Genomic DNA, 17,362 nt, shown 5'->3' with positions numbered 1-17,362 from the left:
ATGCAACCCAGGCATTATACTCAACGCGGTAAACCCACGAATAAACCTTTGGCCCTTTATGACAGATGGCTTATGGGAGCGGTATTGGGTTTGATTATCATTGGCCTGATGATGGTTGCTTCAAGTGCCGTCATGATTTCAACCAAATATTATCATCAGCCTTTCCATTTTCTCATTCGCCAATTCTGTTATCTGTTCGCGGGTTTTATGGTGGCTTTGGTTATCATGCGCATTGACAGCAGCTTCTGGGAAAAATTGAGTATGCCGCTTTTGCTGGTCTGCCTCCTGATGTTGCTGGTGGTTCTTGTTCCTGGCATTGGCCGAACAGTAAATGGCAGCCGGCGCTGGCTGGCATTTGGCCCTATTGGCATTCAGGTATCCGAACTCGCCAAAATGACTATGATCTTTTATGTTTCGGGCTACCTGGTACGGCAGCAACAGTCGATCAGACAATCGATTCTAGGCTTTATAAAACCCATGATTATTTTGGGTGTGGTCGCGGTTTTACTACTAATGGAGCCTGACTTTGGTGCCACAGTGGTCATAACCGGAACTGTAATGGCGATGTTATTTCTGGCTGGGGTTAAATTTCGTTATTATGCCGGCTTACTTCTAGTGGTAGGGGCGGCTCTGGCTTTACTGGCTATTTCGTCTCCTTATCGTGTCGCCAGATTGACAGCATTTCTTGATCCCTGGGCGGATCAATACAATAGCGGTTACCAGTTGACCCAGTCTTTAATCGCTTTCGGACGAGGCGGGTGGATGGGAGCCGGGCTTGGCGACAGCGTTCAAAAATTATTCTATTTGCCTGAGGCGCATACGGATTTCTTATTTGCTGTACTGGCAGAAGAATTAGGTTTGCTGGGTGTGCTTCTAGTATTGATTTTGTATAGTATACTGGTGTGTCGAGGTTTATTAATTGGATATACCGCGCATAGCCAGGAGAGGCTTTTTGCTGCTTACGCTGCCTATGGTTTAACCTTTTGGCTGGGATTACAGGCAGCTATTAATATGGGTGTGAATTCAGGGTTACTGCCGACGAAGGGCTTGACGTTACCCCTGCTGAGTTATGGGGGCGCAAGTATGGTGGTAAATTGTATGGTCATTGCATTACTGCTGCGTATCGATCATGAAAATCGTTGGCAATCATTGGGATTAAGATCGCCAGCCTAATAGAAAATAAAGGGGAATCGTGTGAATAGCTTGGGACACTTTCTTTCGCCAAGGATGGGGCGGGTGGAACAGATTCATTTTGTTGGAATTGGCGGTGTTGGCATGTGTGGTATCGCTGAGGTGCTGCATAATGAAGGATACCGGGTAACCGGCTCTGATATCAGCGAAAATAAAACGGTTCAACGCCTGCAATCTCTCGGCATCAAGGTTCACATCGGACATCGCGTGGAAAATATTCATGGCGCGGATGTGGTCGTTCGATCAACCGCTGTCCAGTCTGAAAACCCCGAAATTATTGCAGCGCATGAGCAATTAATTCCCGTTATCCCCCGGGCGGCCATGCTGGCAGAGCTTATGCGCTTTCGTCACGGAATCGCTATTGCCGGTACTCATGGCAAAACCACCACAACCAGCCTGGTCAGCAGTATTCTGGCTGAGGGTGGTTTTGATCCCAGTTTTGTTATCGGCGGCAAGCTTAATAGCTGCGGTAGTAATGCACAATTAGGTAAATCGGCTTATTTAGTGGCTGAAGCGGATGAAAGCGATGCGTCCTTTTTATACCTTAAGCCAATGATGGCTGTGGTTACCAATATCGATGCCGATCATATGGCCACTTATGATGACAATTTCGACAAGCTTCGCAGCACCTTTGTCGAGTTTCTCCATCATTTACCTTTTTATGGTCTGGCAGTGGTTTGCCTTGAGGATGATGAAGTGCGGCGTATATTGCCGGCCATCCAGCGGCCAACCAAAACCTATGGTTTCCGGGAAGATGCTCATTTTCGAGCAGTGGACTGGACGCAGAATGGCCTGCTCAGTGAGTTTACGGTCATCAGACCCGCGCCCCACAAACCCCTGGAGATTAAGTTCTCCTGGCCGGGCCGGCATAATGTATTAAACGCTTTGGCGGCAATTGCCATTGCGACTGAGCTTGATGTGAGTGATGAAGCGATTATCAATGGCTTGTTCAAATTCCAGGGCGTGGGTCGCCGCTTTCAGATTTTAGGCGAGCGCCGCTTTGAACAAGGCAGTGCTATTGTGGTTGACGACTATGGACATCATCCCCAGGAAATTATTTCAACTATCGACGCATTTCGCCGGGTGTGGCCTGATCGACGCCTGATTCATGTATTCCAGCCGCATCGATACAGCCGTACTCACTCCTTGTTTTCACAATTTGTAGACGCCCTGAGTCTGGCCGATGAGCTACTGTTACTGGATATTTACTCAGCAGGAGAATCTCCAATTGAAGGCGTTTCCAGTCAGTCGCTTTTACAGGAAATTCGTAAAAATTTCCCCAATGCCCGCCTTATTAACGAGCAGACTTTGCAGTCGACCCTTGATGAAATCGTTACTGAAGGTAATGTCATTCTGATGCAGGGTGCTGGAAATGTTGGGCAGATGGCAATCAACCTGGTACAAACCATAAGAGAGCCAGCATGAGCACAATGAATCTGCAATCTGGGGAGCCGACTTATCAGGGAGAGTTGTTGCTGCATGAGCCTTTGGCTGATTATACCACCTGGCGAGCAGGGGGGCCGGCTCATAAACTGTATAAGCCAGTAAGTATCGAGGATTTGGCTGTTTTTCTGAAGCAATTACCAGCCGATGAACCATTGCTCTGGCTGGGGCTGGGCAGTAATTCTCTCATTCGAGATGGTGGTTTCCCGGGAACGGTTGTTCTGACTCAGGGGTGTTTGAAAAACGTTAGTCTTATTGATGAGACAACTGTACAGGTTGAAGCAGGAGTTTCCTGCGCCACGATGGCCCGTTTCTGCGCACGCAATAATATGGCGGGCGGGGAGTTCTGGGCAGGTATTCCTGGAACGATGGGGGGCGCTTTGCGAATGAATGCGGGTTGTTTTGGCAGCGAAACCTGGAAGGCGGTTGTTCAGGTTGAGACTATGACTCGACGAGGTGAACGCAGAATTCGTAAGCCTGAAGAATTTGAAATTTCCTATCGGCATGTTTCTGGACTGACTGATGACGAGTGGTTTATTGCGGCCACTTGCCGTCTGGAAAAAGGCGAAAAAGAACAGTCTCTTAAACTGATTAAAGAGTTGCTTGCGCACAGAGCCGAAACTCAACCCACCAGCGAATATAACTGTGGCTCAGTCTTTAGAAACCCACCGGGTAATTTTGCGGCCCGATTAATCGAATCCTGTGGGTTGAAAGGAAGGCAATTGGGTGGGGCTGTGGTATCAACCAAGCATGCCAATTTTATTATTAACCAACATGGAAATGCTTCTGCTAATGATATTGAATCGTTAATAGAGCTAGTGCGTGAAACAGTTCATCAACAAACAGGCGTAGAACTAATTCGCGAAGTACATATCATCGGAGCAAAACATGTCTAATTTAATTAATCTCGTACTTCTTTATGGTGGAAAGTCCGGCGAACATGAGGTGTCACTCATTTCTGCCGCCTCCGTATTAACTCAGCTCCGAGCCGATAAGTATCGGATAATTCCTATTGGTATTGATAAGGAAGGGCGATGTTATTTAAACGATTATCAGGAGCTGCTGGCCGCTGGGAAAAGCCTGCCAGTGCAGACTGAAAAATCCCGGCTTCTTCCCAGCCTGTTTGTCAATGGCCATTTAGCGGTTGAAGCCGATGTGGTCTTTCCTGTAATGCATGGGCCCCTATATGAAGATGGCTGTATTCAAGGTTTGCTGGAATTGGCAGATACGGCTTATGTAGGCTGCGACGTGCTGGCGTCTGCTATAGGCATGGATAAGGACATGGCGCGACGCCTGGCTTGCTATGGTGATATTCAGAGTGCGAGATACCGCATGCTGTCCTGGCATGCGAGTGCGAAAGAAAAACAGCAGTTTTGCCAGCAGATGATTAGCGAATTTGGCTTGCCGCTTTTTGTGAAACCCTGCTCCCTCGGTTCTTCAGTGGGAATTCATAAAGCCAAGACAGCCGAAGAGCTTGCCCGCGCGGTAGACGACGCGCTGCGCTACGATGAAGCGATTCTGGTGGAAGAGTTTATTGCCGGTCGGGAAATCGAATTATCAGTTCTTGAGAATAGTCAACAGCCTGCCGAGCCTTTGGTTAGTGTGGCTGGTGAAATAAAAGTTAACCATGCGGATGGATTTTATTCCTACACGGCCAAATACCTGGAAAGCGACGAAACTGAATTACACATTCCCGCCAGTCTGCCTGCTTCTTTACTGGATCGATTACAAAAAATGGCAAGCGCTATTTTTCTGCGCCTGAAGTGCAAGGGAATGGCAAGAGTCGATTTCTTTGTTAACGAACAGACTAATCAGATTTATTTTAATGAAATCAACACGCTGCCTGGGTTTACTCCTATCAGCATGTATCCGAAGCTTTGGGATGCCAGTGGTCTTTGCTATCCTGATCTGCTGGATAAGTTGGTTGAACTGGCGATGAGACATCATCGCTGTAAACAACAGTTAGTGACCAATTATCAGTAGGAACAGGAACGAATTGCCGGGCTTATTAAGCCCTTCGCGATTATAAAAGACGAGGCAAGAGGATGGATGGGGAAAAAGGGCAACTGCGCTATGCGAGTGTATTATCACTGTTAATCGCCTGCGCCCTTTTTTTGGCGGCGCGTCTGATTTATTTATTTGTGGCAGATCCAGAGCGTTTCCCAATAAGTACTGTAAAGATTGCAGCCAGTTACCACCATATTTCGCATAAGCAGCTGGAAGAGGTACTGGAAAAATATTTAAATGACAGCTTTTTCTCTTTGTCGGTAGGAAGACTGCATACGGAGCTATCAGCTTTTGAATGGACTCGCCAAGTTCATATTGAACGAGTCTGGCCGGACACTCTGAAAATTACCCTGGTAGAAAAAATTCCATTCGCGAAGTGGAATGACGCTATGCTGACTGAAGATGGAGAAATGTTCAATGAGGGCAATTCTCAAACAGATATATTGCTACCGGAGCTGAGTGGACCGTCTAATCAATACAGAGAAGTCTTACAAGTTTACAAAAAAATGAGTAAGATATTATCAATTTATGGTTTGCACGCATCCTCACTGGAATTACGCGACAATCATGCCTGGGAGCTTGGTTTGGATAATGGCGTGCAATTGCGACTGGGTAAGCGGGACCTGGAAAAGCGAATATTAAGGTTTTGTAAGGCTTATCCAGCAGTTTTTGCAGAAAAATCAGCGCAATTGGCAAGTGTCGATCTACGCTATCCGCGTGGTATGGCAGTGCAATGGAAAAATGAAGCGGGAAGATAATGGCTAAAAAATCAGAAAAAAATATCATAACCGGTTTGGATATAGGAACATCAAAGGTAGTGGCGCTGGTTGGGGAAGTTAGCTCCGATGGAACTATTGAAGTGATCGGTATAGGGCGCCATCCATCTCGTGGTTTAAAACGTGGTGTAGTTGTCGATATTGAGGCAACTGTGAACTCTATACAGCGAGCCGTACAGGAAGCAGAACTAATGGCTGGCTGTGAAGTACGAACAGTATATGCCGGGATCGCCGGCAGTCATATTCGCAGTCTTAACTCGCATGGTATTGTCGCTATTCGTGATCAGGAAGTCTCCCAGGCCGACGTTGAGCGGGTTATTGAAGCAGCAAAAGCAGTCGCCATTCCCGCTGATCAAAAAATTCTGCATATCCTTCCTCAGGAATTCATTATTGATAATCAGGGAAGCATCCGCGAACCAGCCGGCATGTCAGGTGTACGGCTTGAAGCCAGAGTGCATATCGTGACCGGGGCGGTGAGTGCTGCACAGAATATAGCAAAGTGTGTGCGCCGCTGTGGTCTTGAAGTATCAGATGTCATTCTCGAGCAATTGGCATCCAGTCATGCAGTACTTACTGATGATGAAAAAGAGTTAGGGGTCTGCGTATTGGACATTGGCGGGGGTACAACAGACATCGCTGTATTCGCCGAAGGAGCTATTCAGTATACCGCGGTGATTCCAATTGCCGGCGATCAGGTAACCAATGATATCGCGATGGCGCTAAGAACCCCAACCAAGGCGGCAGAAGTGATTAAAGTCAACCATGCCTGTGCCTTGCCCGAATTTGCGAATGCTGATGAAATGCTGGAAGTCATAAGCGTCAATGAACGTCCAGGTCGAAAAATTTCCGCAAAAATCCTGGCTGATGTGGTTTCGGCACGTTATGAAGAACTATTCAGGTTGGTTAGAAATGAATTAAGACGCAGCGGATTTGAAAATCGAATTGCTGCGGGAATGGTTATAACCGGTGGCGGCTCCTGCGTGCGCGGTGCTATTGAACTGGCGGAATTATGTTTTGAAATGCCGGTAAGGCAGGGATGCGCGCATCATGTGGCAGGATTAGTGGAGGCGACAAGCAACCCCTCACTGGCTACAGGAGTGGGTTTACTACTGCACGGATTCCAACAGCAATATGAAGGAGGCTACAGCGTGCCGACTCTTAGCGAGAGTGGTAAAAGCATGTGGTCAAGAATGCGTGAATGGTTTCAAGGGAATTTTTAAACTGGAGTTTTAGGAATACAGGATCTAATCGCTCAATGAATTATTAGGCCCTGTATAAAAATGAGTTGAATTGTGTGTGGACGTGTTCTGATTTATTAAATGGACAGTATGATATACATAATCTCTAAGTATTAATCGGCAGTTAAAAAGAGGGGAGAGGCAGGAATGTTTGAATTAACGCAAAGCCAGGACAACAGTGCCGTTATCAAAGTGGTGGGAGTTGGCGGCGGTGGCGGTAATGCGCTTGAGCATATGGTCGCTGAAAATATTGATGGAGTTGAATTTATCTGTGCCAATACTGATGCACAGGCATTAAAAAATTCCAATGCTAAAGTTCATATTCAATTAGGTGATAATCTCACCAAGGGACTTGGCGCAGGTGCCAATCCGCAAATCGGCCGCGAAGCGGCTGAAGAAGATCGTGACCGCATTCGCGAAGTGCTTGAAGGCGCGGATATGGTATTTATTACAGCGGGTATGGGTGGCGGTACCGGTACCGGTGCGGCTCCAGTGTTTGCTGAGGTGGCCAAGGAATTAAATATCCTTACTGTGGCAGTTGTCACCAAGCCTTTCTCTTTTGAAGGTAAACAACGAGCCCTGGCTGCTGATGAAGGAATCAGACGTCTTGCTGAGCATGTGGATTCGTTAATTACAATTCCTAATAATAAGCTCTTAAGCGTTCTGGGTAAAAATATCAGCCTGCTTAATGCCTTTAAAGCGGCAAATAATGTATTGCTGGGTGCAGTAAAAGGGATTTCTGATTTAATCACCCGTCCAGGATTGATTAACGTGGATTTTGCTGACGTACGGACAGTAATGTCTGAAATGGGCATGGCGATGATGGGCACCGGCAGCGCCACCGGCGAGCAGCGAGCCAGGCAAGCGGCAGAAGCAGCCATTGCCTCACCTCTGCTGGAAGACGTGAATTTCTCAGGAGCTCGCGGTATTCTGGTGAATATTACTGCCGGTCTTGATATGTCAATCGGCGAATTTGAAGAAGTGGGTGATGTGGTGAAAGAGTTCATTTCTGATGATGCCACTGTCGTTGTCGGTACCGTAATTGATCCGGATATGACCGATGAGATGCGAGTCACAGTCATCGTCACCGGTTTGGGTGATCCCAATCGCGGCAGGCAGCAGCAACAGCAACCGCAATACGCTGGCATTGCCAAAACCCGTACTTCGGAATCAATGCGAAGCGATGGCACCTTTGATTATCAGCAATATGAGAGACCCGCTGTGATGCGAAAGCAAGCAACTCCTGCGATGCAGTCGTCTGCTGCCAAGTCAAACGAACCCACTATTCCCGATGTCGATTATCTCGATATTCCGGCTTTCTTACGCCGTCAGGAAGAGCAGGTAGAGTCTTAAGTCTAAGTGCAGATTGGGAATGGCCGCCCAATCTGCATCTTGTTATCAAGTGGTCAGATGCAAATTAAGTTAAACGTATTCAATAATGGTTCCTGTGCTCAAGTCTATGCTTTCTGCGACCCAGATGAGGAGGCTTGGCTTAACTTCAGAATTGTCAAAATATGGCATAATTCGACGAAAACCAGCATGGTTGGGCTTTATGCTGCTCCTGATAATTACGACAATGATTACTGTGTTAGTTTTGTCAGTAAAATGTCTTTTAATAGTTTCTGTTCTCAATTTGAATTATCGGAGTATAACCGTCCTGAAAATTATCAATATTTGACTCACAATTGTTCGAATGCAGCGCATTATGCGCTGCAGCTGGCGGGAGTTACCATACCCGCCAATAGCTTGCGATGGATGAGTTTTTCCAGTTATGTTTCTGTTCCAGGGCCATTTCTAACACCTATTGAGCTATTCAATCGAGCTAAAAAATATAAGACCACTCTGCTTGAATACCCTACGCAACCATTCAGCAGAATTTCTTTCAGATTTGAACTGGCCTCGTCGAGATTACATTTTTGGGCAAGAACCGCCGACGCCGAAAACAGAGATAAAATTCATACTCTACTTTCTGAAATGAATCAGCGCATAAAAAAACGGCCTTGGCATGCAGAGATACATCTTGAGACGTTAGTTAATATAACTGATTGGCTAATGCATGAAGCCTCTGAAAGCGAAGCGACTGATTATGAACAATTGGCGTCTACATTTCGCGAAAGGAACAATTTTGTTGAGACTCAGTTTCTGGATACAGCAATTTTTGCACTAATTTTACTTAAATTTTTAATGCTCCTGCATCATGGTCTACTCCATTACGAAACAAACTGGCAGTTTGCACAGAGTTTTCTTAAAAATGCTCTGGTTGGATCACAAAATGACTGGCTAATGCTGATTCCTTTCTTCCTGCTGGTGATCGCCACAGGCGCTTACGATATACTCTATCCTCCCAGGTCTTCAGAAACGGTACTTTCTCGAGTAATAAGCAATTTAACGGCTGGTGCCAATCAGCAAAGTTTAATTCAAAACACGCAGCGTATTCGTTTCCTGGCGACATCGGAGAATAGACGAAATGAGACTACAGCTCAGTCAGATGATTTGCCGAGCGACCTGACTCTAAGCAAGTATCGATAAAATAAATAAAAAATTAGACTAATCAACCGATTGTTGATATGATTGGGGGAATTATTGTGTGAAAAAATGGGATATCTGAATAAGGTGATCGCTGAATGATTAAACAAAGAACTCCTAAAAAGGTGATTCAAGCGACAGGTGTTGGTTTGCATTCTGGTGATAAAGTACTTTTAACCTTGCGTCCCGCTCCAATCAATACTGGCATCGTATTTAGACGTATCGATTTAAATCCCGTGGTCGAAATCCCTGCAGTTTATGATTATGTTGGCGATACCATGTTATGCACGTCATTACTGCATCAAGGGGTAAAAGTTGCTACAGTAGAACATCTGCTTTCTGCGCTGGCTGGCTTGGGTATTGACAATGCCTATGTCGATATTAATGCGCCTGAACTGCCGATTATGGATGGCAGCGCCGCGCCTTTTGTTTTTCTGATTCAATCGGCCGGAATTCGTGAGCAAAGCGCCGCTAAACGCTTTATTCGCATTCTCAAGCCTATTCGTGTCGAAGATAATGGCAAGTATGTGCAATTTCTTCCTTATAATGGCTATAAAGTTTCATTTACTATTGATTTTGACCATCCTGTTTTTAATGACAAGCCGCAAACAGCGACTTTTGATTTCTCAAATACTTCCTATGTGAAAGAAGTTTGCCGAGCCAGAACTTTTGGTTTTCTTTCTGATTATGAAAAATTACGTGAAAATGATTTAGCCAAAGGTGGAAGCCTGGATAATGCAATTGTTGTCGATGAATACCGTGTTCTGAATGAAGATGGTCTTCGTTTCGACAGTGAGTTCGTTACCCATAAAGTGCTCGATGCCATCGGTGATTTGTACTTGCTGGGCTGTGGATTAATCGGTGCATTTGAAGGTTACAAATCAGGTCATGAACTCAATAATCGCCTGCTCAGAGAGCTGATGGTTCGCCAGGATGCCTGGGAATATACTTATTTTGACGCCGAAAATTACATGCCTGCCATGCCAGGTTTTATGCCCGTAGAAGCCTGATTCTGGTTCCGGAAATATTAAGCGTAGGTCGGGCGCTTTCGCCCGACATCTCCTCTAAATGAAACTAGTGTATTAAAGCATTTAGCAATTATTTCTACAGGGCACTCCTTCTTTGAATCAGTAACATCATCTCATTTGTGAAAAATCTAATGCGAAGCGCCCGACCTACGTTTTAGGCTGATCCAAGGGCCTGCATATTAAAGAATACAATCGCGCTTTCGGGGTTCTGGGCCGCCTCGTTAATTTCCTCAAGCATTAAATCATGTGTTTCCCAGGAAATTCGTTTTGTCTCGAGCAAGGTTTGAGAACAGGTCAGCAAAATATCACGAAAATAATAAAAGAACTCCGTTTTTTTACTGAAGTTTCGATTGTCATGATGGAAGGTATGAACCTGGGTTTGAATATTCTGAAACCCTGCATCCATTAACAGGTTACCCAGGCGCACGCCAATATCGCCATCACAGCCCATTTCATGCTGTAATTCATTCATGGCTTTCCAATAAGTGCTGACGTTAGGCAATGGAGGGTAAATGTATGCTGTCTCGTTGAGCTCTTCATAGCAGGAAATGGGTGAGCCCGGTTGAAGCACTTCCCGTACACAGGATAAGACCAGATCCGGTTGCTGCATGTGCTCCAGGACATAGCAGAAATACGCGCAGTCATACTTGTTCTTTTCCAGCTTAAGATTGGTAGCATCCATTACCAGAAATTCATATCTCGGGGTACCATCTGGCCATTTGGTCCAGGGGAGTGTTGACAGATAGTGTCTGGCTTGCTCAACTTGTCCTGGCTCGCGATCAATTCCTGTTACATGGAGATTGGGAAAATCCTTCAGGAGAAGTGCTGTTTGAGCGCCAACGCCTGAGCCTATTTCCAGCAATCGCTCTTTTTTCTGAAATGGCAGATCCTGATGTGCAAAATGGTAAATCAGTTTGGCTTGCTGGTATAAACGCTGGGTTTCTTTTTGATTATATCCGTGAATGTAATTGATTGGGCTGTTTTCCATGTTATTGTCCATAATAGATCCTTACGGGTGAAATCCAGAACATCTCCAATTTACTATAGTAAGTTTTTTATTTATTGTTAAATTCTGTGTTGCCCCTCTATGGCTAATAAATCGGTTATTGTCCCTTGATTTAGATAATTTTCAATTAGAACTTTTAGGATAAATCGTTTAGTATATGAGCGTTTTCCAATGAATTTGCAATAGGGAGTTTTGCTTTATGTTTAATAAAAGTAGTTTTGTAAGTTTGATTCTGTGTACTGGTATTGCTTCTGCAGGAACCATGGGGGATATTCAAGAGCCCTTATCTCACTGGACAGCTGGCGTCAATCTCCAGGTTGTTCAACCCTTTTTCCAAAATAATCCAGCATTTTATTTTCTTGAAGCTGAACGTATAGCTTATTCAGAAGCATTTTTCTACGTGAATGACGTCCAGCACCAAAGAGATGTTTCTCACAATATGGAATTGGCCCCCGAGTTTTTCCTGGGATACAAGCTAAATAATGGCTTAGGATTTTATACACGCTACTGGTTTTTTGATGATGACACCAGGCAATCCGTTGCGACACCTCAGACCTCGGTAACAGATCTTACCTTGTCTTTTCCCATTTCTTCAGCGGCTCCTATCGGCCTGGACATTGATACCAGGGATAATAACCTGCCTGACTCGATGACCGTTACCACTAGCCTCAAAACACAGGTATGGGACGGCATTATCACCCAGGATTATCAACTTGCCAACTCCAGGTTGACACTGGGCGGCGGAGCACGATATGCCTATATGTCGCAATCCTATAATGCATTTGAAACACAACTTCCTGGTGCTACTCTGGATATCAGGATGGATCCTCCTGTTCCTCAATTCATTACTGCTCACGAAAAGACTCTGCATTCTGGCCATAATTTCAGAGGTTGGGGGCCTGTTATCCAATTAGAAGATAAATTGCCATTATGGCAATCGGGATTTTCTCTCGTCGGTACTGCCCGCGCTTCTGCAGTGTTTGGTCGATCCAAGCAGACGGCTAGCAAAACCCTTCTGGTTCGTGGAACACAATATGTTGACGATGTATTAAGTGAAACAGCGTTTGTCCAAAGAACCAATCATCATCAAACAGTGCTGGAAATTGTTGAAGCAGAACTTGGGATCGCTTATGAGCGAGAGGCTCTTAATGGCAAGATCGGCGCTCAGCTTTCAGTCGTTGCACAAGAATGGTTCGGTGGCGGCAGTGCTTCAAAATCTGCTACAACAGGCGCAGGATTCGGTTTGCCTGGCAGCGGAATGACAGGAGCGCCGCAAGTAGCTGGTGTCACGGCCGAGAGTAATTTTGGCTTTATAGGAGCAGCATTTAAAATCAATTATCAATATTGATCTCAATAGCGCTGTTGAATTTTGAACAGCGCTATGTTCTGGTAATCGTTGTTCATCCAATTCATTTTGCAGAATGACTTTTGTAATTTTGCATGCTTTGGGGTGAGCAGGGCTATAACATATATCTTATGCCTCCATTATAGCTCCAACCATGAAAACCATAACTTGTCACATCCTGCTGGTTTGCTATATCCCCATAAACACTGAGGCGGGGAGTTAAGTGGCCACTGAGACCGGCTCGCACTTGTAACATGGTGCCAAATTTTCCAGTATCAAAACCAATATTGCTTATTTGGATAGTATGCCCGCCTCCTAATCCCTGCAATAAATTGCCTTTAAGGTAAGTGGTAATAAAATGGTCTGTGGTGTCTTCTGTTCCTAGTAAACGCAAACCACCCCGAAAATACCTTGCCTGGGGTGTTCCCAATGGATACCAATCTGGTTTATATCGGTTTGCGAATGAAATTGTAGCTGTTGATACACTATTTGTAGTTCGGGTTCTAAAATGAGTTGATGCCAATTAAGCGCTATGGGATAACCTGTTAACACCCTCAGTACCAAATTGACCGATGATTTCATTGTTTGCGCCAGCTGTAATTGTACCAAAGTTATTGACAATGTTTTGTCCAAATCCGGTATTGACATTTTGAAAATAGAGAGCCGAACTTTGGCCTCCCTGAATTGTGCCGTAATTTGTTAAAAAATTGCCATCACCAATAAAATTCACCGCTTCTGAAAAGAGCTGTGGGCCATTTGCTGTAACAAGAGCCCCTAAACCAATCATTAAAGTGGATTGATTATTAAATTCAATGGTATTTGCGCCGGCACCATAACCGCCGCCATTGTTTATGCCAAAATTCGATACTACTGCATTTTCACCGATAATAATCGTGGCCATGTCACCCAGTGAAATAGCGGGTGTATTTCCTGTATCCAGGATAGCGTTGGCCTCAACTGTAACCTGCCAGTTATCACTTGCAGGTCCTGCACCTACCTGCGTTAGGGTCACCCCGCTACACACAACGACAGGACCGGGTGTGCAGGCAGCAAAAACAAGCGAAGAAGTCGGGAATTGAAATAACAAAACAGCAGCAAATACTTTCCCTGTATTAGGAAACATGACCAATCCTGGATAAATAAAAAAATGTAATTAATATTAAAGTAGAAGCAGTGGTATAACAACTTGTCCAGCTTCTGTTTTTGCCTCGCTAAAACAGTTCAGGCCTTCGACTACTTGCCTCGGCAGGCAGGTAGAGGTTAAGCCGAATTAAACGTTATCAATTATAGAGTGCAGTCGTTTAGGGTGTCTGAGCTGTTATTTGCTTCACTTTGGGCGGACTCTTCAATGACTACTCTCTCTTTGTATTGCTGTAGAAAATAGGTAAAGCCATTGGAAATTAGCTTTAGCGGGGTGAGAGATTCTTCACCCAACATATGCTTCAACAGGATGGTCCGGAATGAGTGGGGGTTGGTATTGCCATTTTCTGGCTTTTTATTCTCCAGATAATCAATAAGAAACGCCAGAGCCTCCTGATAAGTTTCCTTGGTTTTCAATTTCTGTACAAAATTATTAGCATTCCGTTGCCCGGTTTCGCCATGACGGTTGAATAAAGAAAACCATATTCGCTTGTAGTGATACTGATATTCAGCAAAACTTCGCTCGGCTTGTATGATCAGGTCACGGAGAAGAATTTGGTCTTCAGTAAGATCAGGCAGGTCTGTTAACTCGGTGAGTGAATGCCTTGCTTCACTCTTCGGCGATTTCGCAGGATAGCTGAGATCAAAAAATGGAGCATCGAAGCTGGTATCTGCAGCGGGGCTATTTGGGGCTTCGGGAGTAGGAGACGATAGTTTTTTTAATCGATCACAGGCTATTGGGATACGAGTAACCCAATGCAGATTATTTTGATTATCAATTGTAATACAGTGCAGGTTGGGAATATCCTTAAAAGGCTGAGTTGCCTGGCCATTGACTAAATAATGCAAGTTAACATGTAAAGTGCGTGCCAGACTATCCAGATGGCTATGAGAGCCCCAGGTATAATTCTGAGTAATCTTTTTCATGCCCAGAATAATGGGTGAATCCTGAGCAAAAGGGATATTCGTGGGGAGGGATACTTCCTTTCCATAGAGTAAACGCAGGAATAGCGACTGTAAATCGAGGTTGATTCGTTCAAATGGAATTTCTTCTACTGTGTCATCAGCCTCTCTTAATTCGCGGAGTAATTGATCGTGCTTCGCTTTTAATGCTCTGATTTCTCTTAATATGACTGCTGAATTGGTGAATTCATTATAATTTCTGATTCGATTGATATCCTCATGATATACAGCGGCAAAATCGCTGAACTGGGAGTTAGATCGGAACAGGGTATAGTCATCACCAGGGTTCGAGCAAACCTGTTCCAATTCTTCCAGCTGGCTCTTGAAAAGTAATTCCCGGAGTGCTTTTTGCAGGTTATCAAGTAATTCTCTATCCGCTCTGGTACGTTTCGACTCTTCGATATTAAAAGCGCAAATCCTGGGATAAAGCGTATCAATACTCGCCTCCAGCTGGAACTGCTCTTGTAATGCCAGCCAGTGATCAAATAACCCCCTGCTGTTGCCCGAGCTTTCCTCCTGAATGATATGGATAAGCCCGGTTGCCAGTGCATAAAATGCGCAATTTCCTAGCCCCGGATTATTAACTGATTTATTGCGAATAATAAACTGAGGTATGTGCTCGCTGGCATCGGCTGGAGGCGCTGGTACCTCTTGTGTATTGTTGTAAGCTTCCAATGAGCTGAATTTAAGCTTTGCTTCATCCATATAAATCAGATCACCGTCATTCTCTGTGCAGGTGACATCCCAATGTGCGTCTTTATGTTTTAAATAGATACCTGGTTTTGTATTTCTGGGGTTAGGCGTCGCGTTTTCATAAATTTGAAGATGCAGAGCCTGGCGTAGTCCTTCAATATCCCCGCAGCTGTAGCCACGCTGAAATTCATCGGTACGGCTATACTCCTCGGTTACCAGTTCAAGCAGATTTTGGTCAGTTTGTATCCGTGCTTTGTAATCTTTAAACTCTCTTCCCCTAAACCCTTTAAAGAGCGTTCGTAAACTTTCCAGGATGTGGACCTTGGTTTCTTTGCTCAGCATATCCAGTGCCGGGAACCTGACTGTTTGTCGTTCCTGCATAGTGATTTGAAACCATGGCCGCCCGGCCTGGATATCCGCTTTCTTGTGCCAGATTAAGCTGGTCAATTCATTCAGTAATACGTCCTGTGGATCAGGCAAAAACTGTTTATTGAACTTGAATAATACCGGGGCCAACAGCAGTTCAATGTCACGAGGGCTGTTATAATAGTTAAGCCATGACTTTAATGTATCCCAGGATTTGGGTAAAAAGTTAGGATGCTGTCTGGCGAACTCGTCAAGTAATGCCTGATAGTTTTCTTCTTGAGCATAATGGTCAAGACGGCCACTTAAGATCTCTATAGCCAGACCAATCGCTAAGGCATTGAAAAGACAAGCACCATCTCCGGTAGCTGTAAAAATTTTAGGCATTTCTAAAAACCATATATTAAAGAGTTCCGTTGTACGAGCCATTAGAACATTATCTATTGGTCTAATTTTTGCACAAATTGATTTTGAACTCAATAAATTTTACATTTTTATAACGCTTTCACAAAAAATCTTCAAGTATCGGCTGGGTGTTTATTGTGGTTTGCCAGATCTCTCAAGGCATTTCGCAAGGGTTCGAAGCTGCACACATCACTCAATGCCTGTAAAGAAGAACAGGTAGTGGCTGAAAGATATTGACGCTTTTTCTTGTTGGAGGACGGCTGGGTGTAGTTTTCATTCGCCAGTGCCAGTTTAACCGATATCAGCTGATACAGACCTTCTTTTCTTAAGGCATCGCGCAGCTCAGGCAAGCTATAGCGTAATTCAGTTGCCCAGGCGGGATCATTGATTTGTACCGTCAACGTTCCCTTGCTAAAACTGCTGACACGACAGTGTGCGCTTAAATGAGTCGGTAAATATTGTTTTACCAGTAAATTAAGCTTGTCAATTTCTGCTGCCTTTTGACAGATGGATTGCAACTGTTTGTTCATGCAATGATTGATACGCCGCATTGGCTGAGGATCTCAATTTGGGATGACGACGAACAGGAGCATAGCAAATTAATTCTATCTGCACTATTATATTTTCACTCTTTATCCGGGATACAAAAATGATCGATAGTGACAGTAATGTGGTGTATGTGGCCAGACTCCACTGGATAATTTTTTTAGGCCCGTTTGTGATGGCCTGTTTGGCCATGCTGTTAGGGATTTATATCGAACAGATTAAAATCGTCGCTTTGTTTTTCTTAATTTTTGCTTTGGCCTGGGCTGCGGTAACCTGGGTTAATTACCATTTTTCTTCCTTAACTATACGAAGAAAGCAGGTCATTTTGCGTGCTGGCATCATGGTTCGCAATACGATTGATATTCCCTTGGGTAAAATTGAGAGTATCGATATTCGTCAATCCATTATTGGCAGTTTATTTCGTTATGGTTCTCTGATGATTACAGGAACCGGAGGAACGCGTTATTCAATTAACTTTCTAGATAAACCTTTGACCTGCAGACGCTATATTGAACAATTAATGCATGAGCCATAGCCAGTGGGTCACTGCCATTAATTTAAGGAATTTTGTCATTCCCGCGAAGGCGCTGAGGAATCCTGTCATTTAATTGAGCAGTTATGTTTTTAAGGTTTGCTCAATAAGGACGAGAAAAGAATTGAAGTGCATACGAATTCATGATCAAATTTGTTTA

At 44.6% G+C, this 17,362-nt stretch carries 15 protein-coding genes; 11 read left to right on the top strand and 4 right to left on the bottom strand.

Translation table 11 applies throughout. The features are described from left to right. The 9 genes from ftsW (at window position 1) to lpxC (ending at window position 10,191) form a co-directional block, all read left to right on the top strand. Entirely contained in the window at window positions 1–1,173 is a 1,173-nt protein-coding gene (ftsW, locus tag E1O89_RS08325; RefSeq protein ID WP_133139768.1) for a putative lipid II flippase FtsW, read from the top strand. A gap of 54 nt (window positions 1,174–1,227) precedes the next feature. Continuing rightward, complete coding sequence (gene murC, locus E1O89_RS08320) at window positions 1,228–2,616, top strand: UDP-N-acetylmuramate--L-alanine ligase (RefSeq protein WP_410054766.1); 1,389 nt, start codon at window positions 1,228–1,230, stop codon at window positions 2,614–2,616. A 5-nt stretch (window positions 2,617–2,621) separates the two neighbouring features. Further along, window positions 2,622–3,530 carry a UDP-N-acetylmuramate dehydrogenase gene (gene murB, locus E1O89_RS08315; RefSeq protein ID WP_410054765.1) on the top strand — a complete coding sequence of 303 codons (909 nt, stop codon included), beginning with the start codon at window positions 2,622–2,624 and terminating at the stop codon, window positions 3,528–3,530. Further along, window positions 3,523–4,617 (top strand): D-alanine--D-alanine ligase family protein, encoded by a 1,095-nt coding sequence (locus E1O89_RS08310; RefSeq protein WP_133139765.1) that lies wholly within the window; start codon window positions 3,523–3,525, stop codon window positions 4,615–4,617. The genes murB and E1O89_RS08310 overlap by 8 nt, the downstream gene beginning before the upstream one ends. A gap of 62 nt (window positions 4,618–4,679) precedes the next feature. Then, window positions 4,680–5,399, top strand: coding sequence for a cell division protein FtsQ/DivIB (locus E1O89_RS08305; protein WP_112219285.1), 720 nt, complete (start codon window positions 4,680–4,682; stop codon window positions 5,397–5,399). Continuing rightward, entirely contained in the window at window positions 5,399–6,637 is a 1,239-nt protein-coding gene (gene ftsA / locus E1O89_RS08300; RefSeq protein ID WP_112219284.1) for a cell division protein FtsA, read from the top strand. Before E1O89_RS08305 ends, ftsA begins: the two co-directional genes overlap by 1 nt. Before the next feature lie 165 nt (window positions 6,638–6,802). Further along, entirely contained in the window at window positions 6,803–8,008 is a 1,206-nt protein-coding gene (ftsZ, locus tag E1O89_RS08295; RefSeq protein ID WP_112219283.1) for a cell division protein FtsZ, read from the top strand. Between the two features lie 57 nt (window positions 8,009–8,065). Further along, complete coding sequence (locus tag E1O89_RS08290) at window positions 8,066–9,184, top strand: hypothetical protein (protein ID WP_133139764.1); 1,119 nt, start codon at window positions 8,066–8,068, stop codon at window positions 9,182–9,184. 95 nt (window positions 9,185–9,279) lie between these two features. Beyond that, window positions 9,280–10,191, top strand: coding sequence for a UDP-3-O-acyl-N-acetylglucosamine deacetylase (lpxC, locus tag E1O89_RS08285; RefSeq protein ID WP_112219281.1), 912 nt, complete (start codon window positions 9,280–9,282; stop codon window positions 10,189–10,191). Between the two features lie 172 nt (window positions 10,192–10,363). On the opposite strand, the gene E1O89_RS08280 is transcribed toward lpxC, so the two are convergent. Beyond that, complete coding sequence (locus tag E1O89_RS08280; protein WP_133139763.1) at window positions 10,364–11,209, bottom strand: class I SAM-dependent methyltransferase; 846 nt, start codon at window positions 11,207–11,209, stop codon at window positions 10,364–10,366. Window positions 11,210–11,414: 205 nt separating this feature from the next. Here E1O89_RS08280 and E1O89_RS08275 point away from each other — a divergent pair, with 205 nt between their 5' ends. Continuing rightward, window positions 11,415–12,563 (top strand): Lpg1974 family pore-forming outer membrane protein, encoded by a 1,149-nt coding sequence (locus tag E1O89_RS08275; protein WP_262337466.1) that lies wholly within the window; start codon window positions 11,415–11,417, stop codon window positions 12,561–12,563. A gap of 520 nt (window positions 12,564–13,083) precedes the next feature. Here the strand turns inward: E1O89_RS08275 and E1O89_RS08265 are convergent. From E1O89_RS08265 to E1O89_RS08255, 3 genes are all read right to left on the bottom strand, one after another. Then, window positions 13,084–13,683 carry a hypothetical protein gene (locus E1O89_RS08265; RefSeq protein WP_133139761.1) on the bottom strand — a complete coding sequence of 200 codons (600 nt, stop codon included), beginning with the start codon at window positions 13,681–13,683 and terminating at the stop codon, window positions 13,084–13,086. Between the two features lie 161 nt (window positions 13,684–13,844). Further along, window positions 13,845–16,106 (bottom strand): hypothetical protein, encoded by a 2,262-nt coding sequence (locus E1O89_RS08260; RefSeq protein WP_133139760.1) that lies wholly within the window; start codon window positions 16,104–16,106, stop codon window positions 13,845–13,847. 131 nt (window positions 16,107–16,237) lie between these two features. Beyond that, the gene (locus tag E1O89_RS08255; protein WP_165483108.1) at window positions 16,238–16,654 is read right to left on the bottom strand and encodes a DUF721 domain-containing protein; all 417 of its coding nucleotides are present in this window, start codon (window positions 16,652–16,654) and stop codon (window positions 16,238–16,240) included. A gap of 119 nt (window positions 16,655–16,773) precedes the next feature. Here E1O89_RS08255 and E1O89_RS08250 point away from each other — a divergent pair, with 119 nt between their 5' ends. Continuing rightward, window positions 16,774–17,205 carry a PH domain-containing protein gene (locus tag E1O89_RS08250; RefSeq protein ID WP_112220174.1) on the top strand — a complete coding sequence of 144 codons (432 nt, stop codon included), beginning with the start codon at window positions 16,774–16,776 and terminating at the stop codon, window positions 17,203–17,205. Window positions 17,206–17,362 lie beyond the last annotated feature (157 nt).

Source organism: Legionella genomosp. 1 (genome assembly GCF_900640215.1).
Classification (GTDB): Bacteria; Pseudomonadota; Gammaproteobacteria; order Legionellales; family Legionellaceae; genus Legionella_C; species Legionella_C quinlivanii_A.
Note: the sequence above shows the minus strand (reverse complement) of the source record. Positions and strands in the feature narration are given on the sequence as shown.